This window comes from Pseudoalteromonas sp. Z1A8, from assembly GCF_011378855.1.
GTDB lineage: Bacteria > Pseudomonadota > Gammaproteobacteria > Enterobacterales > Alteromonadaceae > Pseudoalteromonas.
This window is the reverse complement of the sequence record NZ_WTLB01000011.1, coordinates 76,126-99,984: the sequence shown is the minus strand read 5'-3', so window position 1 is coordinate 99,984 and position 23,859 is coordinate 76,126. Positions and strand designations below refer to the sequence as shown.

Annotated in this window: 21 protein-coding genes; 6 read left to right on the top strand and 15 right to left on the bottom strand. The window is 38.5% G+C overall.

Annotated elements, in window-relative coordinates; translation table 11 throughout:
- Positions 1-121 precede the first annotated feature (121 nt).
- Together ssb and GQR55_RS06535 are read right to left on the bottom strand one after the other, a co-directional pair.
- Complete coding sequence (gene ssb, locus GQR55_RS06540; RefSeq protein WP_166419942.1) at positions 122-847, bottom strand: single-stranded DNA-binding protein; 726 nt, start codon at positions 845-847, stop codon at positions 122-124.
- Positions 848-867: 20 nt separating this feature from the next.
- The gene (locus GQR55_RS06535) at positions 868-2,235 is read right to left on the bottom strand and encodes an MFS transporter (RefSeq protein WP_166419941.1); all 1,368 of its coding nucleotides are present in this window, start codon (positions 2,233-2,235) and stop codon (positions 868-870) included.
- A 162-nt stretch (positions 2,236-2,397) separates the two neighbouring features.
- Between GQR55_RS06535 and uvrA the strand changes: the two genes are divergently transcribed.
- Complete coding sequence (gene uvrA / locus GQR55_RS06530; RefSeq protein ID WP_166419940.1) at positions 2,398-5,223, top strand: excinuclease ABC subunit UvrA; 2,826 nt, start codon at positions 2,398-2,400, stop codon at positions 5,221-5,223.
- Between the two features lie 186 nt (positions 5,224-5,409).
- Here uvrA and GQR55_RS06525 read toward each other — a convergent pair whose 3' ends face one another.
- On the bottom strand, positions 5,410-7,551 hold the full coding sequence (locus GQR55_RS06525) for a winged helix family transcriptional regulator (protein WP_166419939.1): 2,142 nt from the start codon (positions 7,549-7,551) through the stop codon (positions 5,410-5,412).
- 283 nt (positions 7,552-7,834) lie between these two features.
- On the opposite strand from GQR55_RS06525, the gene GQR55_RS06520 reads away from it, so the two are divergent.
- Together GQR55_RS06520 and GQR55_RS06515 are read left to right on the top strand one after the other, a co-directional pair.
- The gene (locus tag GQR55_RS06520; protein WP_166419938.1) at positions 7,835-8,200 is read left to right on the top strand and encodes a hypothetical protein; all 366 of its coding nucleotides are present in this window, start codon (positions 7,835-7,837) and stop codon (positions 8,198-8,200) included.
- A gap of 34 nt (positions 8,201-8,234) precedes the next feature.
- Positions 8,235-9,155, top strand: coding sequence for a TraB/GumN family protein (locus GQR55_RS06515; RefSeq protein WP_166419937.1), 921 nt, complete (start codon positions 8,235-8,237; stop codon positions 9,153-9,155).
- Positions 9,156-9,283: 128 nt separating this feature from the next.
- Here the strand turns inward: GQR55_RS06515 and trpS are convergent, their stop codons facing one another.
- Genes trpS through rpe form a run of 3 tightly spaced genes read right to left on the bottom strand, consistent with a single transcriptional unit; the run spans position 9,284 to position 11,669 of the window.
- Complete coding sequence (gene trpS / locus GQR55_RS06510) at positions 9,284-10,288, bottom strand: tryptophan--tRNA ligase (protein WP_166419936.1); 1,005 nt, start codon at positions 10,286-10,288, stop codon at positions 9,284-9,286.
- Between the two features lie 32 nt (positions 10,289-10,320).
- Complete coding sequence (locus tag GQR55_RS06505) at positions 10,321-10,986, bottom strand: phosphoglycolate phosphatase (RefSeq protein WP_166419935.1); 666 nt, start codon at positions 10,984-10,986, stop codon at positions 10,321-10,323.
- Positions 10,986-11,669 carry a ribulose-phosphate 3-epimerase gene (gene rpe / locus GQR55_RS06500; RefSeq protein ID WP_166419934.1) on the bottom strand — a complete coding sequence of 228 codons (684 nt, stop codon included), beginning with the start codon at positions 11,667-11,669 and terminating at the stop codon, positions 10,986-10,988. Before rpe ends, GQR55_RS06505 begins: the two co-directional genes overlap by 1 nt.
- Before the next feature lie 161 nt (positions 11,670-11,830).
- Between rpe and GQR55_RS06495 the strand changes: the two genes are divergently transcribed.
- On the top strand, positions 11,831-12,127 hold the full coding sequence (locus GQR55_RS06495) for a hypothetical protein (RefSeq protein ID WP_165740605.1): 297 nt from the start codon (positions 11,831-11,833) through the stop codon (positions 12,125-12,127).
- A gap of 3 nt (positions 12,128-12,130) precedes the next feature.
- Complete coding sequence (locus GQR55_RS06490) at positions 12,131-12,316, top strand: DUF2970 domain-containing protein (protein WP_165740604.1); 186 nt, start codon at positions 12,131-12,133, stop codon at positions 12,314-12,316.
- On the opposite strand, the gene GQR55_RS06485 is transcribed toward GQR55_RS06490, so the two are convergent.
- The 9 genes from GQR55_RS06485 to GQR55_RS06445 form a co-directional block, all read right to left on the bottom strand.
- Positions 12,273-13,130: a Dam family site-specific DNA-(adenine-N6)-methyltransferase gene (locus GQR55_RS06485; RefSeq protein ID WP_165740603.1), complete on the bottom strand. Its 858-nt coding sequence runs from the start codon at positions 13,128-13,130 to the stop codon at positions 12,273-12,275. The genes GQR55_RS06490 and GQR55_RS06485 overlap by 44 nt on opposite strands.
- A 53-nt stretch (positions 13,131-13,183) precedes the next feature.
- Positions 13,184-14,536: an AAA family ATPase gene (locus tag GQR55_RS06480; protein WP_166419933.1), complete on the bottom strand. Its 1,353-nt coding sequence runs from the start codon at positions 14,534-14,536 to the stop codon at positions 13,184-13,186.
- Positions 14,537-15,607 carry a 3-dehydroquinate synthase gene (gene aroB / locus GQR55_RS06475; RefSeq protein ID WP_166419932.1) on the bottom strand — a complete coding sequence of 357 codons (1,071 nt, stop codon included), beginning with the start codon at positions 15,605-15,607 and terminating at the stop codon, positions 14,537-14,539. It lies immediately after the preceding gene.
- 27 nt (positions 15,608-15,634) lie between these two features.
- Positions 15,635-16,153, bottom strand: coding sequence for a shikimate kinase AroK (gene aroK, locus GQR55_RS06470; RefSeq protein ID WP_166419931.1), 519 nt, complete (start codon positions 16,151-16,153; stop codon positions 15,635-15,637).
- A 184-nt stretch (positions 16,154-16,337) separates the two neighbouring features.
- The gene (locus GQR55_RS06465; protein WP_166419930.1) at positions 16,338-18,443 is read right to left on the bottom strand and encodes a type IV pilus secretin PilQ family protein; all 2,106 of its coding nucleotides are present in this window, start codon (positions 18,441-18,443) and stop codon (positions 16,338-16,340) included.
- Positions 18,430-18,969 (bottom strand): pilus assembly protein PilP, encoded by a 540-nt coding sequence (locus GQR55_RS06460; RefSeq protein ID WP_166419929.1) that lies wholly within the window; start codon positions 18,967-18,969, stop codon positions 18,430-18,432. Before GQR55_RS06460 ends, GQR55_RS06465 begins: the two co-directional genes overlap by 14 nt.
- On the bottom strand, positions 18,966-19,571 hold the full coding sequence (locus GQR55_RS06455; RefSeq protein WP_166419928.1) for a type 4a pilus biogenesis protein PilO: 606 nt from the start codon (positions 19,569-19,571) through the stop codon (positions 18,966-18,968). Before GQR55_RS06455 ends, GQR55_RS06460 begins: the two co-directional genes overlap by 4 nt.
- The gene (locus GQR55_RS06450) at positions 19,561-20,133 is read right to left on the bottom strand and encodes a PilN domain-containing protein (protein WP_166419927.1); all 573 of its coding nucleotides are present in this window, start codon (positions 20,131-20,133) and stop codon (positions 19,561-19,563) included. Before GQR55_RS06450 ends, GQR55_RS06455 begins: the two co-directional genes overlap by 11 nt.
- Complete coding sequence (locus GQR55_RS06445; RefSeq protein ID WP_166419926.1) at positions 20,121-21,200, bottom strand: pilus assembly protein PilM; 1,080 nt, start codon at positions 21,198-21,200, stop codon at positions 20,121-20,123. The genes GQR55_RS06450 and GQR55_RS06445 overlap by 13 nt, the downstream gene beginning before the upstream one ends.
- Positions 21,201-21,330: 130 nt before the next feature.
- On the opposite strand from GQR55_RS06445, the gene GQR55_RS06440 reads away from it, so the two are divergent.
- The gene (locus GQR55_RS06440; protein WP_166419925.1) at positions 21,331-23,823 is read left to right on the top strand and encodes a PBP1A family penicillin-binding protein; all 2,493 of its coding nucleotides are present in this window, start codon (positions 21,331-21,333) and stop codon (positions 23,821-23,823) included.
- The last annotated feature ends 36 nt before the right edge of the window (positions 23,824-23,859 follow it).

Here is a 23,859-nt window from a genome sequence, read left to right as displayed (position 1 = left end):
CCCAAAAGTAGGACCGTTCGAATTTCAAAAACTCGGTACACCATTAAGTCAAAACATGCTTAACTGAATGGTGTTAGCTATTTAGCGGCTTTAAAAGATGTTTTCAACATTTTGTCTTAGGTCAAAACGGGATATCGTCGTCAAAATCAATGGTTGGTTCCATTGGGTTTGATGCGCCACCTTGCGGAGCATTTTGTGGTTTAGGAGCGAAACCACCTTGCTGCTGCGGTGCACTGTTTTGCTGTGGTGCAAAGCCGCTTTGCGGTTGTTGGTATTGATTATTTTGCTGTGGCGCAGGCGCTGATTGAGGCTGCGCTGCAGGTGCTGCTTGCTGCTGTGGAGTATAACCACCTTGCTGTTGGTTATTTTGGCCTTGATTATTTTGACCGTAACCACCACTTTGCTGGCCACCTTGTGATTGATTATTTTGATAACCACCACTTTGTTGTCCACCTTGTGATTGATTACCTTGGTAACCACCACTTTGTTGATCGCCACCACGTGCGCCTAACATTTGCATTTGACCTGTAAAGCCATCTACAACTATTTCTGTAGTGTATTTTTCTTGGCCTTGTTGATCTGTCCACTTACGTGTTTGAAGTTTACCTTCAACATAAATTTGTGAACCTTTACGACAATATTCACCAACAATTTCAGCTAATTTGCCAAAAAACACAACACGGTGCCACTCAGTTTTATCAACCATTTGGCCAGTGTTTTTATCTTTATAGCTATCCGAAGTTGCTAAGGTAATATTTGCTACACCATTGCCGTTAGGCATGTAACGAACTTCAGGATCTTGCCCTAAATTACCAACCAAAATTACTTTGTTCACACCGCGTGCCATGGAACCATCTCCTATAAATGTTAGATTAAACCAGCTACTTTACGTGCTTGGTCTAGGTCAAATTCTTTATCATTAATCTTTAAATAGCTGCGACTTTCATCGCGAACCACTGTTGCTTCTATTACGCCTGGTAAAGCAACTAACTGAGAAGCAAGCACTTGAGCATGCTCTTCAGAATCTAATTTGGTCATTAAACTAATAACTTTACTTTTGGGTGGGACTTGCATTTTCCACGCAATAATAAGCCATATTAACCCAACAAGTGCTGCTGCCGCAAACACAGCTTGTGTCGTTGTTGTTTGTGCTACATAGCCACCTAACATACCGCCTAAAAAGGCGCCTAAAAACTGGCTAGATGAGTAGCCGCCCATTGCTGAACCTTTTTGACTTGCTGGTGCTATACGCGATACAAGTGCTGGCATTGTGGCTTCTAAAAAGTTAAATGCCACAAAATAAAGCAGCATACACACAGCAATACCAACTACGCTATTAACCCATAACGACATCGCTAACATACTAATAGTTAACAGAGCTACAGAGCCAATAAACGCTTGTTTTTCTTTCTCTTTTTTAATGGCCACAATCATTATTGGTACCATTAATAAAAATGCTAAAAATAGCACTGGAATATATAAATACCAGTGATGGTCGGCAACTAAGCCATCTTTAATTAGCTGGCTCGGCAGTACAACAAAAATAGTGGTTAGCGTTAAATGAAGTAACAATACACCGGCATTTAATCGCGCTAACTGCGGATGCTTAATTAGTTTTTTAATGTCGCTAAAGCTTGCTAATGTATCGCCTTTAGGCGCTTTATTAACTGCTTTAGGAACCAATAACGTAACAATAAATATGCCTACAACAGCTAAAACAGCCGTTAACCAAAATACGCCTGCAATACCCCATGAGGCTGCAACAATTGGCCCAAGTAACATAGCAAAGGCAAAGCTCATTCCTATACTCATGCCAATAACGGCCATTACTTTTGGTCGCTGTTCATCACGACTTAAATCTGAAGCAAACGCTAACAATGCGCTGGCTATTGCGCCCATACCTTGTAGAGCACGCCCTACAGTAACCATTTGAATAGAGTCAGCTAATGCAGCCACTACAGAGCCAATGGCAAATACAACTAAGCCACCCACAATAACTTTTTTACGACCAATTTTATCTGATAATCGGCCCATAGGTATTTGCAGTACTGCTTGCGTTAAACCATACGCACCAATGGCAAAACCAATCCAAATAGGCGAAAAACCTTCAAGCGATTGTCCATAAATAGCCAATACAGGCATCAGCATAAACAAGCCGAGCATTCTAAATGCAAACACACTCGCCAGCGATACTGCGGCGCGTTTTTCTCGTGAATTAAGTGAAGATGCAGTCATTATCTATGTGATCTTACAGTATGAAAAATTGAGGTTGGGATTCTACCATAAGCTTAGCAATAATTAATCGCCTATAAGTAAGGATTTTTCATTGATCAAGGATTAATATTGCTTCGTATTATGCGATACTGAGTAAATAATTTTGGTAATAAACGAGATAGCATGGAAAACATTGAAGTCCGAGGCGCCCGCACGCACAATTTAAAAGACATCAGCCTAACCATTCCACGTGATAAATTAATAGTTATTACTGGTCTATCTGGTTCGGGGAAGTCATCACTTGCATTTGATACACTTTATGCAGAAGGGCAACGCCGGTATGTTGAATCACTCTCTGCGTATGCAAGACAATTTTTATCGCTCATGGAAAAGCCTGATGTAGATCACATCGAAGGCCTCTCTCCTGCCATTTCGATTGAGCAAAAATCAACGTCTCATAACCCACGATCAACTGTGGGTACTATTACCGAAATTTACGATTATTTACGACTTATGTTTGCCCGCGTTGGCGAACCACGATGTCCTACACATGATTTACCACTTGCTGCGCAAACAGTGAGCCAAATGGTAGACACCGTTTTAGCACTGCCTGAAGGCAGTAAGTTAATGCTGCTTGCGCCAATAGTAAAAGAGCGTAAAGGTGAGCATGTTAAGTTATTAGAGCAGCTATCGAGCCAAGGTTATATTCGAGCCCGTATAGACGGTGAAGTATGTGACTTGTCTGATCCACCAACGCTTGAGCTTCATAAAAAACATACAATAGAAGTTGTTGTAGACCGCTTTAAAGTAAAAGATGGCTTACAACAACGCTTAGCAGAGTCGTTCGAAACCGCACTTGAAATGTCTAATGGCGTTGCACATGTTGCATATATGGACGATAGCAGCGCTGAAGAAATTCTCTTCTCAGCAAACTTTGCCTGCCCTACTTGTGGCTATGCAATGACTGAACTTGAGCCGCGTTTGTTTTCGTTTAATAACCCTGCGGGTGCGTGTCAAACGTGTGATGGATTAGGCATACGCCAATATTTTGATCCTAACCGTGTGGTGCATAATCCTGAGTTAAGCCTTGCCGGCGGTGCAATTAAGGGCTGGGATAAACGCAGCTTTTATTACTATCAAATGCTACAAGCCGTTGCTGAGCATTATAGTTTTGATTTAAATGTGCCTTATCAAGATTTAGACAACGACTCGAAAAAAATTATTTTAGATGGCTCTGGTAGCACTAAAATTGCGTTTAATTACCGCAACGACCGTGGCGATTTAATTACACGTAATCATGAGTTTGAAGGCGTGTTAAACAACATGAATCGCCGCTACCGCGAAACTGAGTCAAACTCAGTACGTGAAGAGCTTGCTAAATACCAAACAAGCCAAGCATGTCCTAGCTGTAATGGCTCACGTTTGCGTGAAGAATCTCGAAATGTATTTATAGGCAAAACCAACTTACCTGCAATCACGTGCATGAGTATTGGTGAAGCTATGGAGTTTTTTGAAGGGTTAACGCTCACCGGACAAAAAGGCCAAATAGCTGAAAAAATACTAAAAGAAATTCGCGACCGTTTATCGTTTTTAATTAACGTTGGCCTAAATTACTTATCACTTGAGCGCAGCGCCGACACACTATCAGGTGGTGAAGCTCAGCGTATTCGCTTAGCGAGCCAAATTGGTGCAGGCCTTGTAGGTGTAATGTACGTACTAGATGAGCCATCTATTGGATTACATCAACGCGATAACGACCGCTTACTACAAACACTTGTCCATTTGCGCGACTTAGGTAACACCGTTATTGTGGTTGAGCATGACGAAGATGCTATTCGTGCCGCTGACCATATTATTGATATTGGCCCTGGTGCAGGTGTTCATGGTGGGCATATTATTGCTCAAGGTACGCGCGACGATATTTTAGCAAGCAAAGAGTCGGTTACAGGCCAGTTTTTATCAGGTGTGCGTAGAATAGAAATACCAAAAGAACGTCACCCAACTAACGACAAATGGCTAGAGCTATTTGGCGCAACGGGTAATAACCTTAAAAATGTGGATTTAAAAATTCCATTTGGCTTAATGACCTGTGTGACAGGTGTATCGGGCTCAGGTAAATCAACGTTAATAAACGACACATTATTTAAACTTGCTCATACAGAGCTAAATGGCGCAACAACTGCCGAAGCAGCACCGTATAAATCAATTAGCGGTTTAGATCATTTCGATAAAGTAATCGATATTGATCAAAGCCCGATTGGTCGTACTCCGCGTTCAAATCCGGCAACCTACACAGGAATATTTACCGGTATTCGTGAGTTATTTGCAGGCACCCAAGAAGCGCGCTCTCGTGGCTACAAAGTGGGTCGCTTTAGCTTTAACGTTAAAGGCGGACGCTGTGAGGCGTGCCAAGGTGACGGCTTAATTAAAGTTGAAATGCACTTTTTACCAGACGTTTATGTACCGTGTGATGTATGTAAGAGCAAACGCTATAACCGCGAAACGCTCGAAGTGCAATACAAAGGTAAAAACATACACCAAGTGCTCGAAATGACCGTTGAAGACGCTCATGATTACTTTGATAAAATACCAGCTATTGCCCGTAAGCTTAAAACATTGATGGATGTTGGTTTATCGTATGTGCGTTTAGGTCAAGCGGCTACTACTCTCTCTGGTGGTGAGGCGCAACGTGTAAAACTAGCGCGCGAGCTGTCAAAGCGCGATACAGGTAAAACACTTTACATATTAGATGAGCCAACAACAGGCTTACACTTTGCTGATATTGAACAGCTGCTTGTAGTGCTTCATCGTTTGCGCGATCACGGCAATACTATTGTTGTTATTGAGCATAACCTCGATGTGATTAAAACAGCAGACTGGGTTATCGATTTAGGTCCTGAAGGCGGGGCTGGCGGTGGTGAAATACTGATTGCTGGTACGCCAGAAGAAGTTGCTGAATGTGAGCGTTCACATACTGGGCATTACCTAAAACCTCTATTAAGTAAATAGAGGTCTAGCTATAGCAAATCAATCGGCATTAAAGTTATTTAACTGCCGAGATTACATTTGATTAAAAATAGCGAGAAGAATCACTTCTCGCTATTTTTTGTTCTAACTTTTCTTTTATCAACATAACAATCGAAAATGCTATTAGAGAAAAACAACGTAAACTTAATCTAAAAAGATAGACACGCCCTAGTCGTTCCAACTTATCTGTATTATTTGCATATCTTTATATTTTGATTCTGTAAAGAAAATCTGATTGTTATCACTAATAAAAAATGCGATGGGTTTAAAATCTACATGTACATCTTGTACTGTTTTATCTTCTAAATTAAGCCGAGCAACTCTTGAAATAGCATCTGAGTAATAAAGGTAATTACCATTAATGGCAAAAAGTTGTGCTTGTCGCGCGTCTTTAGGCAATTCCCAATTCTGTTTATTTGATAATTTAATTAACTGATTATTAGTAATTGCATAATTAGTACCGTCAGCGCCTGAAATTAATTTGTTGGCTTTAATATCCTCTAATATAGTTGTGTCTCGCGTTAATAAATTAAACTGAGCAAATAGATTTTCTGAACCACTTCGCTCTAAATAAATTATACTTTCATTATTTTTAGACCATACATAGTTTAGTATTTTTCGCCCTTTAAACTCAGCTATGGTATAGAGCTTGCTCGACAGAACGTCAAAAAATGCAATATCACTATTAACTCTTAATAAAACACGATCTTGCTTACTCGATACTCTTAGCCCGCCAATAGCAAAGTTAGATTTCCCTTCATAAGTAAAGTTACTAAGTTGCTTTGTAAGCCCGTTTTGAGATAACCACAACTGACTGCTGCCAGAGCGCTCGGATACAAAAATATGCGCTGGCCCTTTCTCATTAATGACTTCTACAATGTTGTAGTCGTCTTCATCACTTTTGTAGAGTGCTTCATACTCAGGAACATCGCTAAAAAGATTAATCGCTTTAATTAACGAAAATGCTTGTGTTTTATTTGCTGAGTAAAAAAGGCTATTAGCAGATTGAACTGCAATATAATAAGGTGAAATTGCTGGGGTAACCGTTAGTGTGCGTTTAATGATATTATTTTCATCGAACACAATGGTTGAAAGCTCAGAGTCTTCAAAAACAATCACGCCTTTATCGTCTGCAAGCCAGTCAAACGCGAAGCTAATTATGCTTTTCTTTGCTTTAAATAATCGCTTGGTTTCATGGGTCTCAAAATTGTAGCTAAATACAGAAAAAGGCTTACCCTTTTGACTAAGTACATATGCTATTTTACTACCAGAATGAGATAAACGAGGCATGATTACGCCATACATGACGCCTGGTGGTGGAATCACTATGAATTCTTTCTTAAGTTCTAAATCATATTTATATAAACCTGAACCCTCATGCTCATTTTTATATTCGGTGTAATAAATATGCTCACCACTTTCGTCTACTTGCGCATAACCAGTGTATCTAAGGTCACACTTTTTAATTAAAGTAGCCTCTCCTATAACAGGAAACTGGCTTAAATCAACGAGTACCATTTCACACTTTTGCTGCTTTAAGTTGGTAGCTTGTAACAACACAGAGCGCTGATTTAACTGCCACGATAAAATGGATACTTGAAAGCCAGGATAGGTAATTTCAACTTCCCTTTGATCAGATAGTCGCTTTACAAATGCATGCATTACGTCATTTTCAGGTTCAACATTTGTATAAGCTAAATATTGTTTATCTGAGGACATCTCAGGGTGAACCTCACTGCCTATATTCCACGTGCTTGCTACCTTATTAACCGTGATCTGTTTAATCTTTTCACTAGAAGGTGTATTAATAAAAAACAACCCAAACCATACTAAAAAGCAGAGGCAGATAATGACGAGTAAAGAATAAATCAAAAACTTTTTACTATTCTTTTTTTGAACTGGTTTCGAAATAGTTGCACTAGCTATTTCTTCATTTTTGGCAGAAATACCCGGTGAGTCAGGCAAAATATTTGCAGGCTCTTTCGAAACGTTTGCTTGCGTTAAACGCTCAGGTATTACTGTTAGGCTATATCCTTTACGGTAATGCGTTTTTAAAAGCGGCGCTTTTTCAATTGGGTGGGCAAGCTGCTTTCTTAACTCTGAGATTGCACGGTTAATCGCATTATCATCAACAAAGCTCTGTTGCCACACACTCTCAATAAGCTCTTGGCGGGAAACGATTTGTTGAGGCTTATCTATAAAGTGGAGTAATAACTTTACTAAAAGAGGATCTAATTCCCTTTCTAAATGGTTTGAAGTAATCACACAGCGATTACTAATAAATTGCCAAGGTCCGATTTGATAATTCATAGTCTTTAATTATTTTTCATTTTAACTAACCCTATCACAGGTACATTTTTTTGTGTAGTAACTGCAACCACAAACCTTATATCATCAAATAAGGTTTTAAACTAAATTACTAATTTCAAACAATTAAAGTTATTAAAAACCTTACTTATTAATTGCTCATAACTAGATAAGCGACTCAATGCAAATTCAGCGATATTCTTTAAACCGTCATCAACAAGCAGCTTAGTAAAAATCATTTGTCATTCTAAATTGGCTGCATTTAAAAAATATAAAAGGTTTAATTATGAACAACACAATGAAAAAAGTACTACCAGCTTTACTACTAGCAACGGCTTTTAATACTACTTCAGTTATTGCAGCTGACGCTAAACAAGACACCGTTCAAAATAATTTTGAGAAATGCATGATTAGTGAAAGCATAGAGGCAATTAACCCTGTTAATCAAGAGCTACAAAACACAATCAAAATACACGCTTCTAAGCCTTTAAAAAGTAATGTTGATAAGCAAACATTACTCTCTTCAATAGATGAAAAAATATCAGCTGAGCTTGACTCTTCAATGAGCAAAATAAACTCGCAAATTGATAAAAATCTTTCAAAGGTAACATCGTCAATAACTGCATATTTCATCAATATGTTATCGAACTAAAAAATCAAATTAAAAGCTATATTAAGGAATGATCATGAAAAAATTCACAAAAAAATTAGTGTCTGCTAGCGTATTACTTAGTTGTAGCCTTTTAGCAAATACAGCACAGGCTCAAAGCTCTGTATGGCAAGTAAGTAATGGCAATGACTCACTATTTATTGGCGGTACAGTTCACATACTACCTAAAGCTGAAATGCCACTACCCGCCGAGTTTAACCATGCTTATGAACAAGCAGATACAATTATTTTAGAAGCACCGTTACCTGACCCAGCCGACACCAATGCACAAATGCAAATGTTAGGTGCGCTATCGTATACAAATAACGAAACGTTGAGTCAAAAGCTAGAACCCCAGGTTAAAGCTTCACTTGAAAATAAGCTTAGCGAGTTTGGCGCTAACCTAGCTAAGTTAGATGGTTTTCGCCCTGCTATGGTTAGTATTGTTTTAATGTCGATGGAACTTCAAAAGCAAAACTTAATGGGTGAAGGGGTTGATGCTTACTTTACTAAAAAAGCGACTGAAGATAACAAAACAAAAAATTACTTAGAAACAATGGAATTTCAGTTAGAGCTTTATAAAACAATGGGTCAAGGCAACGAAAACGATTTCATTAAACGTAACTTAGCTGAGCTTCACAACTATGGCGATATGTTTAAAGGACTTTTAGCTGCCTGGCGCAAAGGTGATACAGGCACACTGAATAAAGTGGCACTTGAAGGTATGCAGAAAAATGATCCGAATAGCTATAAACAACTCATTACAGATAGAAATAATGATTGGTTACCAAAAGTAGAAGCCATGTTTAACAACGACAAAAATGAGTTTGTACTTGTTGGAGTTGGCCACCTTGCAGGACAAGATAGTTTACTTACCTTACTTGAAAACAAGGGCTATAAAGTTTCTCTAGTTGATGTTGAAGAGAGCGTTAAAATAACAACTAAAGACGCTGAATAATGGACAAGACAGACAAACAAGCAATGTCGTTATTATTTATATTTGGTTTTTTAATGTTAATTAGTATTATATAAAAAATGCCGCTTATTTGAAGTAAGCGGCATTTTTACATAAGTGGTAAAGCTACCTTATGGACGTGGAATAAATCCAACCGCATCATAAGCCGCTTTTAATGTAACCTCAGCTCGAGCACTCGCTTTTTCAGCGCCCTTTTTCATAATGTTGTTAAGAAGCGTTTGATCTTCTCTAATCTCTTTAAAGCGAGCCTGAATAGGTTCAATCATACTTACAACAGCATCAGCGGTATCTTTCTTCAAATGGCCATACATTTTATCTTCGTATTCTGGCACTAGCTCTTCAATTGAGCGCTTAGTTGCAACGCTTAATAAAGTAAGCAAGTTTGATACACCCGGCTTTTCTTTGCGATCAAAGTAGATACGCGCTTGTTCGTCTGAGTCTGTTACTGCTTTTTTAAGTTTTTTCTCAATCTTTTTAGGCTCGTCTAGCATCATGATAAAACCATTTGGGTTTTCATCTGACTTTGACATCTTTTTAAGTGGATCTTGTAGGCTCATTACGCGAGCACCAAATTCAGGAATATACGGTTCTGGTAGCGTAAAAATATCGCCATATACATTATTAAATCGTGTAGCAATATCGCGAGTCAGCTCTAAATGCTGCTTTTGATCATCTCCTACAGGTACTTTATCTGCTTGATACAATAAAATATCCGCCGCTTGCAGAGCTGGATAAGCAAATAAACCCACGTTAATATTATTAGCGTGCGTTGCTGACTTATCTTTAAACTGCGTCATACGATTTAATTCACCCATTTGTGCATAACAGTTTAAAACCCAACCTAGTTGTGCATGTTCAGGCACTTGAGATTGTACAAATAGCGCTGCTTTTTCTGGATTAATACCACATGCTGTATATAGTGCAACTCCATCCAATACGCGAGCGCGAAGTAATTCTGGGTCTTGGCGTACCGTAATCGCATGCAAATCTGCAAGCATAAAGTAGCTATCATATTCTTCCTGTAGCTTAACCCACTGGTTAATAGCGCCAACATAGTTGCCTATTGTCATACCACCGGTTGGCTGCATGCCACTTAATACTACTGGTTTACTCATGATTTTCCTTTATTTAGCTTAATTAATAATATTTAACGCTGCGTTAGAACAGGTATTATATCTAAGAAGTTATCGCATAGGTACTGCGGATTATAATCTGCAAGGTTTTCACCTTGGTTATAGCCGTAATTAAGTGCAATTACGTCTATGTTAGCGGCTTTAGCTGCAAGTATATCGCTTTTAGAATCACCTATCATTATTCCTTTATTCGGTTCAACATTTAGCTTTTTACAGGCAAATAGCAATGGCTCTGGAGATGGTTTTTTTGCCATATCGTCACCACATACAATCACATCAAAATGGCTCGCTAGTGCTAGTTTATCAAGCAACTTCTCTGTAAACACACGAGACTTATTAGTGACTAATGCTTTGGGCATACCGCGAAGTGCTGCAAGCCCAGTTTCTACATGTTGGTACAACACACTATATTCACCCACATGTTGCTCATAATGTTTATAAAACTGCGTAATAGCTTTGCTGCTGAGTGATTCATCTAAATGTTCACTCACTTGCATATCGCCACTCAAGGCGCGTTTAACGAGGACTTCAACACCATTACCTACCCAGCTTTCAACCAAACGCTGACTTACTATCGGAAATGCTAAGTCAGTTAATGTGAGATTTATGGCTATGTATAAATCGTAAACGCTATCAACCAAGGTACCATCTAAATCAAATAAGGCGATATCGTACTTCATTATTTTACACTTCCAAGCTGCTCACGCATTTGATCAATCACAACTTTGTAATCTGGTTGGTTAAAAATAGCAGAACCTGCAACAAACATATCTGCACCCGCTTGAGCTGCTGCTGCAATGTTATCGACTTTAATACCACCATCAACCTCTAAGCGAATATCTCGACCTGATTCAATAATACGCTGTTTTGTTTGGCGTAATTTTTCAAGCGTATGAGGGATAAAACTTTGCCCGCCAAAACCTGGGTTTACCGACATAAGTAAAATGGTATCGAGCTTATCAATAACATGATCTAAATAACTTAGACTTGTTGCAGGGTTAAACACTAAGCCTGCTTTACAGCCGTGATCTTTAATCAGCTGTATTGTACGATCAACGTGCTCGCTAGCTTCTGGATGAAAAGTAATAATTGATGCACCTGCCTCTGCAAACAGTGGAATAAGGCTATCTACAGGCTTAACCATTAAATGCACGTCGATAGGCGCTGTTACGCCGTAATCTCTAAGTGCTTTACACACCATTGGGCCAATTGTTAGATTAGGTACATAGTGATTATCCATTACATCAAAATGAACCACATCTGCACCTGCAGCGAGTACTTTATCAACATCTTCGCCTAGCTTTGCAAAGTCAGCAGACAAAATAGAAGGGGCAATTAAATATTTTTGCTCTGGGTTAAACATGATTAACTCCATCAATAAATAGTGTATTGCGTTAATGTAACTTAATTGAAGATGTTACCCAAGTAATATGGCGTAATAGCCCCTTTATCAGGTAACTTTAAGTTTGATATTTAATCAATATTTGCTATGATTAAAAAAGTAACAAATTATTGGATTTTACCATGCGTGCATTTAAAACTGGGATATTAATTGCGTCGGCATTACTGCTTATCGGGGCGTTTAGCTTTGGTTCAAGCTCTGAGCAAGAATTAAGCTCGGTTAATAATTGCCATAATACACAAACTGTAAGTGCTAACAGCACATTATCTACGTGTATTAAAATTGAAGAAGAGTCATCGTGGTTTTCGTGGTTAACTGGCGATAGCCGTAGTGCTCAGTTTCATTACCTCGATTTGCTAGAACTACTTACTAGTTCTGATGATTCTAAAAATACTCCTTCTTTAAAACCCTTATTTTAAATAATGCTGCAATTTATTAGTGCGTTGCAAAGTGTGCTAGCAGCATTTTTTGGTGTTCAGTCTGAAAATAAACGCCAAGCTGATTTTAAACAACACTCTCCTACGTCTATTATTTTAATTGCGATTACACTATTTATTGCTTTTGTTATCGCAATTTATGCAGTGGTTGCTTGGGTGCTAAATACATAGCCATTAACTCGTCTACTTTATTACGAGAGCCACCTTTGGGGCTGATAGTGCGCTTTACTTGTATTTGATCAAGTGACGCTTGGCTATAAATTTTTCGAGTCCATACAGTATCGTGATTAGATATAAGCACTGGCGTGTTGTTTTCAAACGCCGCCTTCTCAGCCAAATTAGCCAGATTAGCCTGATCATCTAAATTAAACCCGCCCTTAGCGTAAGAGGTAAACGAAGCCGTTTTACTTAATGGTACATAAGGTGGGTCGCAATAAATAACAGCATTGTTAGGTACTAACTTAAAAACGTCATCGTAATCTAAACAGGTGAACGTCGCTTTTTGTGCTTTTTCAGCAAAAAAATACATTTCTTTTTCAGGAAAGTAAGGCTTTTTATACTTACCAAAAGGCACGTTAAAAATGCCTTTTAAATTATACCTACAGAGTCCATTGTAGCCATGACGGTTCATGTATAAAAACAATATTGAACGTTCATATACATCACGACTTTGATTAAACTGCACACGATATTCGTAATAAGCATCTGCATGATTATTCAGATCAACAAATAGTTTTTTAGCGTCACTAATCAGCTCATCTGGAGAGCTTTTAAGCTCTTTGTATAAGTTAATTAAGTCTGCATTTATATCGTTAAGAATATAGTGTTTAAAGTCACTATTTAAAAACACAGAACCTGCACCAACAAAAGGTTCAACCAACGTATCTGCATGCTTGCTAGCTTGGTTTAATCGCGCATTAATGTTCTCAACTAGGCTGTATTTTCCGCCGGCCCATTTAAGGAAGGCTCTACTCTTTTGCTGCATTGGCTCTTTACTTCAATCTGGTGTTGCGCGATTTTACACTAAAGCAGTGTGTTTTACTGATCAACGAGTGCTATTTCTTGCTTTATTTTACTAATTTTTTTATAGAAAGGTTTATTTTTTCTAACCCCAGCAGATAAAGTATCCATTGCTGATTTTGCTTCTTTTATACTTTCAAAACTGCCAAATGTGACAACCCACCACATTTTATTATTTCGTTTGGTTCGATACGTATGAGTTTGCTGCTGTAGATTAAATTGAGCAATAAAATTATCACTCACTTCCTGCTGAGTTACAGCTAATAATTGAATAACGCTATTTGTATCTGGCTGCTGCATATACCATATATTATCCTGATTAACCTGAGTTTGCTCTGCGGTATCTACTTTCTTTATTTTAAGAATTTTAGATTTAACGTCACTTACTATACTGCTTTTGTTTTTAGCACTGTCATCAACATCATGGTCTAATACATTAACAGTGTTGGTAGGCTCAGTAAGGCTTTGCATTATAGCGGGCACATCATTGGTATGTACACGTTCTGACTTAATAGGTGACTCAACTACCTTTGATTCATTTAAGCTAACTATTGAGTCATTTTTCTTTATAACCGGCTCACTTACTTGCTCTATTGGTATTGCTGTATTAATTACCTGCGTCTCTTCTTGCTGATAGTACTGTTGCCACCACTGTGTCATATCAGATTTATAAAGTAGCCCAATAATTAATAGCATAATCAGCAACATCAAAATCAATAAATGCAACCGCCAAGACACTTTGTCTTTAACGATAATATCGGCTATGTGCTCACTAGGTTGCCAAGCAAGCAATAAACTAGGATTGCCGTGAGCCTCAGCTAAAAAAGTACTGAATACAGGGTCTTCATCATAAGGTAAATCAGTAAAATACCACTGCAATAACATCTTGCTTTCTTGAAGCGTTAGCCGTTCTAAGTAAATTTCAACAGCATTATTTAAAGCTAATTTGGACTGTGAAGCTATTATGATATATAGCGTATTTGGACTATTTTTTGAAAGTAACTCAAGTTCAATCAACATCTCTTCAGATAACTGTCTACCGCCATCAAGTACCCATAAACATGGCCCACATGGTTGCTGCTGCAGTAATTGGTAATAGTTTTCAGGTAAACTTAAGTTATGATCAATCAGGGGGGAGTTAAAGCTTTGCTCTAATAGCTCACTCATTAGCTGAGCGTCAGTCATTTGTGCGCTTACTTGCACAAAGGCTTTATTAAAGTCGTTATATTTATCTGTAATGAAGGTTTCGAGCATATAGCTTTTACCTAGCCCAGAAGTGCCAAGTAAAACAATTAAATTTTGCCCGTACTCAAATTGCAGTGCGATTCTATCCACCAAAGCCGCACGGCTTGGTAAAATTTGTGACTGCATTTACTGCTCGATTAAGTCTCTAACTTGATCATCAGATACATTATCAACTAATGCACACTGGCCAAATTGGGTAGGTAGAATAAAGCGGATAGTGCCTTTTTTATTCTTTTTGTCTTTACGCATATGCGTTAAAAACTGCTCGCTAGTCATTTGCTTTGGAATTTCTGTTGGTAAATTATATAGCTCAAGCAGCTTAATAATTCGCTCAACTTCATCTGCGCTTAAATCTTGGCGTGTCTGCGCAAGTTTAGCTGCCAATACCATTCCCGTTGCAACAGCTTCACCATGTAACCAAACGCCATAACCCATTTCTGCCTCAATTGCATGGGCAAATGTATGACCTAAGTTTAACAAAGCTCGCAGGCCATGTTCTTTTTCATCTTGAGCAACTATAAGTGCTTTTATTTCACAACATCTAAAAATAATATGCTGTAAACATGCTTCATCGAGTTGCTGTAAATTAGCTACATTTTTCTCTAAATAAGCAAATAGTTCGGTATCGTAAATCAGACCATACTTAATTACTTCAGCCATACCTGCTGCAAACTCTCGTTCAGGTAAGGTGTGTAATGTCTGCGTATCAATAAATACAGCTTGAGGTTGATAAAATGCCCCTATCATATTTTTACCCAAAGGATGATTTACTGCCGTTTTACCACCTACCGATGAATCAACCTGTGAAAGCACTGTCGTTGGTATTTGAATAAACGGTACGCCGCGCTGATAACAAGCCGCAACAAAACCAGTTAGATCACCTACAACACCGCCACCTAATGCAATTAAGCATGTATCTCGGCCACAGTTATTTTGTAGTAAAAATGCTGACATTTTTTCAAACCATTCAAGTGATTTATATTGCTCACCGTCAGGAATAATAAAAGATAGCGGATTTAGATCAGCTAATGAATCAAGTAACCTTTGTAAATATAAAGGCGCTATTGTGTCATTAGTAATGATGATAGGCCGACAATCACCAATGTGGTGAACCAGGCGGCCATTATCTTGAAGTGCAGATTCCCCAATATAAATAGGATAACTTCGCTCGTCCAAATTAACAGTTAATTTAAGCATGCTTGGTTATTCCCTTATTATTGGTTTTTAAAAATCTAATTTCTCGATGATTTGGTTAGCAACAACTTTAGCGCTTTGCTCATCGGTACGTACAACAAAATCAGCAACTTCTTTGTATAGTGGCTCGCGTTCTTCTGCTAAGCGCTCTAATACGTTACGAGGTGCTTCTTCAGATTGCAGTAATGGACGACGCTTGTCGCGTTGCGTGCGTGCAACTTGCTTTTCTATAGGTGTCTCTAGGTATACAACGATACCTCGAGCCGAAAGCTTGTTTCGAACTTCTTTGCTCATTACTGAACCACCACCGGTAGCAAGTACAATACCTTGCATCTCGGTTAAATCGCCAATAACAGACTCTTCTCGAAGTCTAAAGCCTTCTTCACCTTCAAGATCGAATACCCATGCAATATCTGCACCTGTGCGGCGTTCGATTTCTTGATCAGAATCAACAAATTCAAGGTGTAATTGGTCAGCGATGTGACGACCAATCGTGCTTTTGCCAGCCCCCATGGGGCCAACTAGAAATATATTACGTTTCTCAGCCATATCTTTTAGTACAAACAAACTCTAAAATTTGAAATAAAACCCCGCCTAACGACCTGGCCCCAAAATTAAGGAGGGGATTATCTCAGTAATTGCAGGGGTATTTCAAGTCAATTAGGATAAAAAGCCATATAACGAGCAATTAATCTAAATAATCACCCGTTGGTTAACATAAAACCACTGTATTTTAATCAATTTGTATTTTTGGTGTCACGAAAATAAGCAATTCACGCTTTTCATTAAACTCACTTGTGCTTTTAAATAGTCTTCCTACATAAGGAATATCACCTAAAATTGGTACTTTACTTGTAGTATTAATGATTTGCTGCTGGAAAATACCACCGAGTACGACGGTTTGGCCATTTTCAACTAATACTTGTGTTTGGATCTCTTGGGTATCAATAGACACAGCTTCACCTGTACCCGTTTGTACGGTATCACCACGTGTATCTTGAGTAATCACTAAGTCTAGTATTACTTTATTATCCGGGGTTATATGAGGCGTTACTTCTAAACTCAGTACCGCTTTTTTAAAGCTTACGGTAGTAGCACCACTTGAAGCTGACTCAGTGTAAGGAATTTCAGTACCTTGCTCTATTCGCGCTTTTTGCTGGTTTGCTGCAATAATGCGCGGGCTTGCAATGATCTCACCTTTGTTCTCTTTTTCAAGCGCACTTAGCTCTAAATCAATTAACGTACCATTAGCCAGTTTTGCTATGTGTAAGCCAATACTTGCTGCAGGGTTTGATGTAGGTAAATTTACATTTAATCGATCTGAAATACTTGGCGCATTTGAAGTTGATGTCGCGTTATAAATGCCTTCTGCGCCTTCAAGTGAGCCTGAAATACCAACACTACTACCTTGGTCACTAAAGCCCCAGCGTACGCCTAAGTCCTCAGTAACATTATCACGCACAGTTACCATACGAGATTCTATTACAACCTGCTGTACTGGAATATCGAGTGTTTCAATCATGCGGCGGATATTTTCTATACTCTTTACCGTATCTTTTACTAATAAGGTATTTGTACGCTGATCAACCGATACACTACCACGGGCTGTTATAATGCTGTTTCTATCTGTTTTTAATAAATCAGCAAAATCTTCGGCCTTAGCATAGTTTAATCGAATGTATTCACTGTACAGAGGCTCTAAGTCTTCAACTTGCTGTTTAGCTTTTAAATCTTTAGCTTCACGTGCAGCTAGTTCTTCTGCAGGTGCTACCATTAAAATAGAGCCATCCATGCGCTTATCTAGCCCTTTAATACGCAGTACTACATCAAGCGCTTGATCCCACGGTACGCCATCTAAGCGTAGTGTTATATTGCCCGTGACTGAATCACTAGTTACTAAGTTAAAGTCGTTGTAGCCCGCAATAATTTGTAGTGCTGCGCGTACAGAAATATCTTGAAAATTTAAGGTCATAGGTCGACCTTGATACTCCACACCACCATCTAAATAGGCATTTTGCGTTTCATCTTTTTCTACTGTCAGCGTTAAAATATTATCTATTTGCTGGTACGTAAACGTGAACTGAGCGTTTGGCTCAATAACGACACGACTTAATCCATCTTCTTTAAATGTCTCGATATTACTTACAACAGTACCAAAATCTAATACATCTAATTCATAAAGTAGGTCATCTAAAATATCGGTATGGTGAAAGTCTGCATAAATTTTCCCGCCACTTTCGTGCACTTCAATTGCAGCTTGAGTATCTTGTAAGAATACGAGTACTTTAGCTTCGCCCTTTTCACCACGTCTAAAATCAATTGACTGAATACGATTAATATAATTTCCGCTTACATCACCTGAATCCATCACTACATCTTCGTTTTCAGATTCTGTAAGTGGATTGTCAGATACGCGTATTGATACTAAATTATTATTAACCTCAGTTTCATAAATTTTTAATCTATCTAGGTTTACCGTTACTTTTAAACCATTATCAGTTAAAACATTGGTGACACTGCTAATCCCAGCTTGGTTAACTGCAACATCATTTAAACCAACCTCTAACTCTGCAGTATCAAAAAACATTTCGATTCGAGCCGGTCTATTAAACACCTGAACTTTTGGCTCAAACGTTAACTCTTCATCAAAAACAAGCTGTAACTCAGTTTCGCCTTTAAGTAATGGGTTATAGCGAACATCATAAAGTAATGGCCCTGCAATGGCTGTATTTACAGTGACTAAAGCAACAGCAGCCAGTAATGTTCGTGAAATACGATGAAGCCAAAGTACATCCTTATGCATGCTATTTTTACCTTTTTTATTATTAATTTGCGCCATCTGTTGCCGCCTCTAACATTTCTAATTTAGTCAAGCGCTCTTTCCAACAGCCAGACCCATCAGGGATTAATTCCACTAACTCTATATAGTCGTTACTTACTGTTTTTACTTTTCCATCATAACTACCAAGGTAATTCCCTACTGTTACGCGGTGTAAAGTGTCATCTGCTGCTGTTATTAATGCCCATATTTGTTCACTAGAACCAATTGTGCCTTTCATTGCTAAGTTATCTAGTGGATATTTTTCTAACGGTTCACGGCGACGCTCTTGATCAGGGTGCAAACAGTTTTTTACTTGCGTTAATTTGTTTTGAATTATTTCAGGTTGAGGCGCTACAAATGGACTACGTAGCTGGCCTGCACTGTATTCAAATATTTCAAACTTTGTCAGTTCAGGGATTGACTCAACCCTTGGCGTTGTACTTGCTTTTACCTGATCAATGAATTCTTTTTGCTCAGAAGTGTCATCATTACAACCAGCTAAAACAAAGGCTATCGCTAAAGGTACTACGCGAAGGAGTTTCATTTTTTAACCCCTTCTTCATAACGATATGTTTTTGCAACAACACTGAATGTTAACTGTTTATCGCCCGATGATAAAATAGAAAAGTCATGCAAGCTCACAATTCGTGGTAACTGGGCCACTTTACCTACAAACTCACCAAACTCATGATAGGTGCCTATCACTTCAATTTTAATCGGCAGCTCGGTATAAAATTCTTTTTCAACCTCTGGCAACCAACCTATTTTTAAAAAAGTCAGGCCACTCGTTGTCCCAACATACGACAAATCATCGAGTAAGCCAGGAGTTTCGTTCGAAGTAGGTAGACGTTTTAATAGCTGTGAAAATTTACCTTCCATGTCAATCATTTGCTGACGATAAACATCGATCCGACTCGCTACTGCATATTTAGTACGATAAGTAGTACGTAATTCAACTTCTTTAGCAACCGCACTATGGTAGCTATCAATTTCATCAGAAACTAATAGGCTGTAACTAAAAAACAATACAAGCCCAGCAACAAACGCACAACAAATTGCTTTAACGGCAATAGGCCAATCGCCAATGTTATCAAGCTCTATTTCATTCCAATCAATTTCACTCAGTGCTTTAAAATCAAGGTTCATCGCTAACCTCACCAATTTTATCAAATGGTTTTACATAAAATTCCATATTAAAATCACTTAGTAAACGCGACGATTGATCGCCTGCAACAATGCCCTGCATTGAAGGATTCTCTAGTAAATATGAACTTTGTACTTCGCGCAGCATTGTCGATAAACGGTTATTAGACTCACTACGTCCTAACACATGTATTTGGCTGCCTCTGCGCTCTAGTTTTGTTAAATAAACGCCACCGGGCACTATTTTGGCAACTTCATCCATTATTTGCGTACCCAGGTTACGACTACTTTGTAATTCTTCAATAAGCCTCATACGCTGCTGTAAGTTTTCTTTTCTTTTATCTAAGCTTCTTATTTCACTTATTTTTTTATCTAACATGCTAATTTCTGAGCTTAAATAGTTATTCTTTAAGTTTTGCCCATCTTTTAAAGCACCATAAAAAGAGCTCAATAAATACATACTCGCAAAACAAATTATAACGACACCAACAAGTATAGTTACAAATTTCTTTTTCGATTCTTCGCGTTGTAATTCGCGCCAAGGCAGTAGATTTATATATGGCATGTTGAAAAACTCCTTAATGCCAACCCAGTCGCAATTGCAAACTGTGTTTTGTGACGCTGCATCACATTACGATCTACTTTAGGGGAAATTTCCATATTCTCAAAAGGCTTAGCAACGACAGAGTGAATACCGAGTTCTTCAATAAGTAATCGGTCAATTCCTTTTATCATCGATGTGCCACCCGTCAAGACAATATAATCTATTTGATCTTTGCCACTGGTTGTTAAAAACATTTGAACTGCACGTCGCACTTGTTGAAGTAATGAGGTTTGAAAAGGGGCTAGTACTTCAAAGGTATAGTTTGGCGGTAAATCACCTGATGTTTTACCAATTTCAGCTTCATCAAAGCCTTTATTATAATAAGCCACAATACTATTTGTATATTGATCGCCACCAAAAACCTGGTCTCGGGTATAAATTGTCTCACCTGCTTGAACAACGCTCACAAGCATTAAAACTGCACCAATATCAACCACAGCCACACATTTATTAAATGCGTCGCTAGGTAGCTGTTGGTAGTAAACATCCATTGCACGACTTAACGCATAGCTTTCTACATCAACTATTTTGGCTTCTAAGTTTGCCGCTTCTAAAGCGCCAACACGCGCTTCTACACTTTCAGTACGAGCTGCAGAAAGCAAAACATTCATTTTACTAGGATCTGCCTCATTCGTTGAAAGCTTCTCAAAATCGAGACTCACTTCATCAAGAGGATATGGAATTAAGCTATCGGCTTCAATTTCAATTTGCGATTCAAGTTCAGCATCAGTTAACGATACATCCATGAAGATCACTTTTGTGATGACTGTTTGGCCTGAAACAGCTACTGCTGCAGATTTTAATGATTTTGGTAATTTTTTTCTTAATTTTGAAATTACGTTACCAATCGCTTCGATATCTTGAATTGTGCGCTCACTCATTGCACCTTTTGGCATTGGCTCAATTGCAAGTGCTTCTAGTCGAAATCCCGTTTCAATTTCACGTAAAAGCACAGCCTTAATAGAGTGTGATCCAATATCAATTCCTACCATCATCGGGGACGGTTTTTGAAATAGTTGACTTAGCATGTTTCAACTTGGCCTTTGTTTTAATAATAAACAAGTTATAATTTTTATATGAAAAAATATTATTCATTTTTTAATCAATATATACTAGCAGTCAAAACTCGCAATTGGGAGTCCATTTAGGGAAATATAAGTGATTTTATTAAAACGAACTTTACAATTTTTTATCATTTGTGTGTTAATTGGTCTGATCACTTTGGTCAGCCTTTATTACTACGTTAAACCTGATATCCCCAGTGTGCAAGTTTTAAAAGACGTGCAATTACAAACCCCTATGCAAGTTTTCACTAAAGATGGGCTTTTAATCAATCAATTTGGTGAAAAACGTCGTATTCCAGTGACTATTGATGAAATTCCTCAAACGTTAATTAATGCGTTCTTAGCAACAGAAGATAATCGATTTTACGATCATATTGGCATAGATCCTATAGGTATTGTACGCTCAGCCCTTGTTCTTATATCTACCGGCGAGAAAAAACAAGGCGCAAGTACTATTACCATGCAGCTTGCTCGTAATTTCTTTTTGACACGCGAAAAAGCCTATATTCGTAAAGTTAAAGAAATATTTATAGCACTGCATATCGAAGATGTATTAACAAAAGACGAAATATTAGAGCTTTATCTTAATAAAATAGAATTAGGTAATCGTGCTTTTGGTATTGGTGCGGCAGCGCAAGTATATTACGGCAAAGAGTTAAAAGATTTAACACTTGCCCAAATGGCGATGATTGCTGGTTTGCCTAAGGCACCTTCTGCCTTAAATCCAATTCGTAACCCGACTCGTGCAAAAGCACGCCGAAATGTTGTTTTAGGCCGCTTACTAACCGAAGACTACATAACACAAGAACAATATAACGAAGCAACAAGCCAACCTATAACCGCTTATTTTCATGGTGCAGAAATAAACTTATACGCACCGTATATTTCTGAAATGGTACGCGCCGAAATGGTCTCTCGTTATGGAATTGATAAAGCATATAACTCAGGTTTTAAAATATTCACCTCTGTCGAATCAAAAGTTCAAAAGGCAGCGCAAAATGCACTTGTAAATAACTTACATAATTATGATATGCGCCACGGTTTTAGAGGGCCTACTGATGTTTTATGGAATCCTGAAACACAACCGGCTTTAACTAAGCAGCAAATACTCAATAAATTACAGAGCATAAATGAGTTAGGCACTTTAAAAGCAGCTGCTGTGCTTAGCGTTAATGATAAAACAGCAACGGTACTGCTTAAAAACGGTGAGCAAACAACGCTGACTTGGGATAGCTTAAAATGGGCGCGTAAATATATTACTCGCTACCGCCAAAGCTTTGCTCCAAAAGCTGCGGCTGATATTTTAACGCCAGGAATGCAAATATGGGTGCGTAAAAATGAAGATGACAGCTACTTACTAAGCCAAATACCAGAAGCATCAAGTGCCATTGTTTCACTCGATCCACAAGACGGTAGAATTAAAGCCATAGTAGGTGGTTACAGCTTTGAGCAAAGCCAATACAACCGCGCGGTACAAGCTAAGCGTCAAGTTGGTTCTAATATAAAACCGTTTATATACTCAGCAGCGCTTGAAAAAGGTTATACGCTTGCGTCTATATTAAACGATGCACCTATAAACCAATGGGATAAAAGCCAAGGCGTAGCATGGCGCCCTAAAAACAGCCCTGCTGTATACAATGGACCTATTCGAATTCGCCGTGCTTTAGCGCAGTCTAAAAATGTTATTTCGGTGCGTTTGCTACGCGGTGTAGGATTACAACGTACAGCCGATCACTTACTGAAATTTGGCTTTAAAAACGCTGACATTAATCGCAGTGAATCACTAGCGCTTGGTAGTGCTTCTATCACCCCTCTTGAACTTGCCAGGGGTATGAGTACATTTGCCAATGGTGGTCACTTAATTGAACCTTACTTTATTTCAGAGATTCAAGATGCCTACGGCAATGTATTATTTGAAGCAAACCCTGCTCTTGCCTGTGACGAAGAGTCTTTACCAACATACAATGAACTCTCAATACACAATAGTAACGTTGAAGTGGATCAACCAAAAAAGTGTGCACCGAGAATTATATCTAAGCAGAATGCATTTTTAATAGCTGATGCAATGCACAGTGGTATTTGGGGCGGCGGAAGCTGGGCTCATAAAACAGGTTGGAGTGGTACAGGTTGGCGCGCGCAAGCCTTGGAACGTCGCGACCTTTCGGGGAAAACAGGCACAACAAACGATTCTGTAGATACTTGGTTTAGTGGTTTTAACAGTAAAGTGATGACTTCTGTATGGGTTGGGTTTGATAACCCTGGCAACTCTCTTGGTCGCTCAACTTACAATAACAACCTTGATAGTAGCCAAATATCAGGCGCTGAATCGGGTGCTAAAACAGCACAACCTGCATGGATTGAGTTTATGAAAGCCGCACTTGAGGGAACACCTGAAGCGCCAATTGAACCGCCTGAAGGGCTTGTTTCAATCCGCATTGATTTAGCTACTGGCCTGTTGAGTCATAAAAACGACTACACAAGTCGCTTTGAATATTTTGAAAAAGGCACCGCCCCTACAAAGTATGTGCTATCTCAGCCTAACGATATATTTGAAGAAGACACAAAAACTGAAGAAGAACTATTTTAATAATATGTATGTAATACAAAAACGGCCGCTTATTTA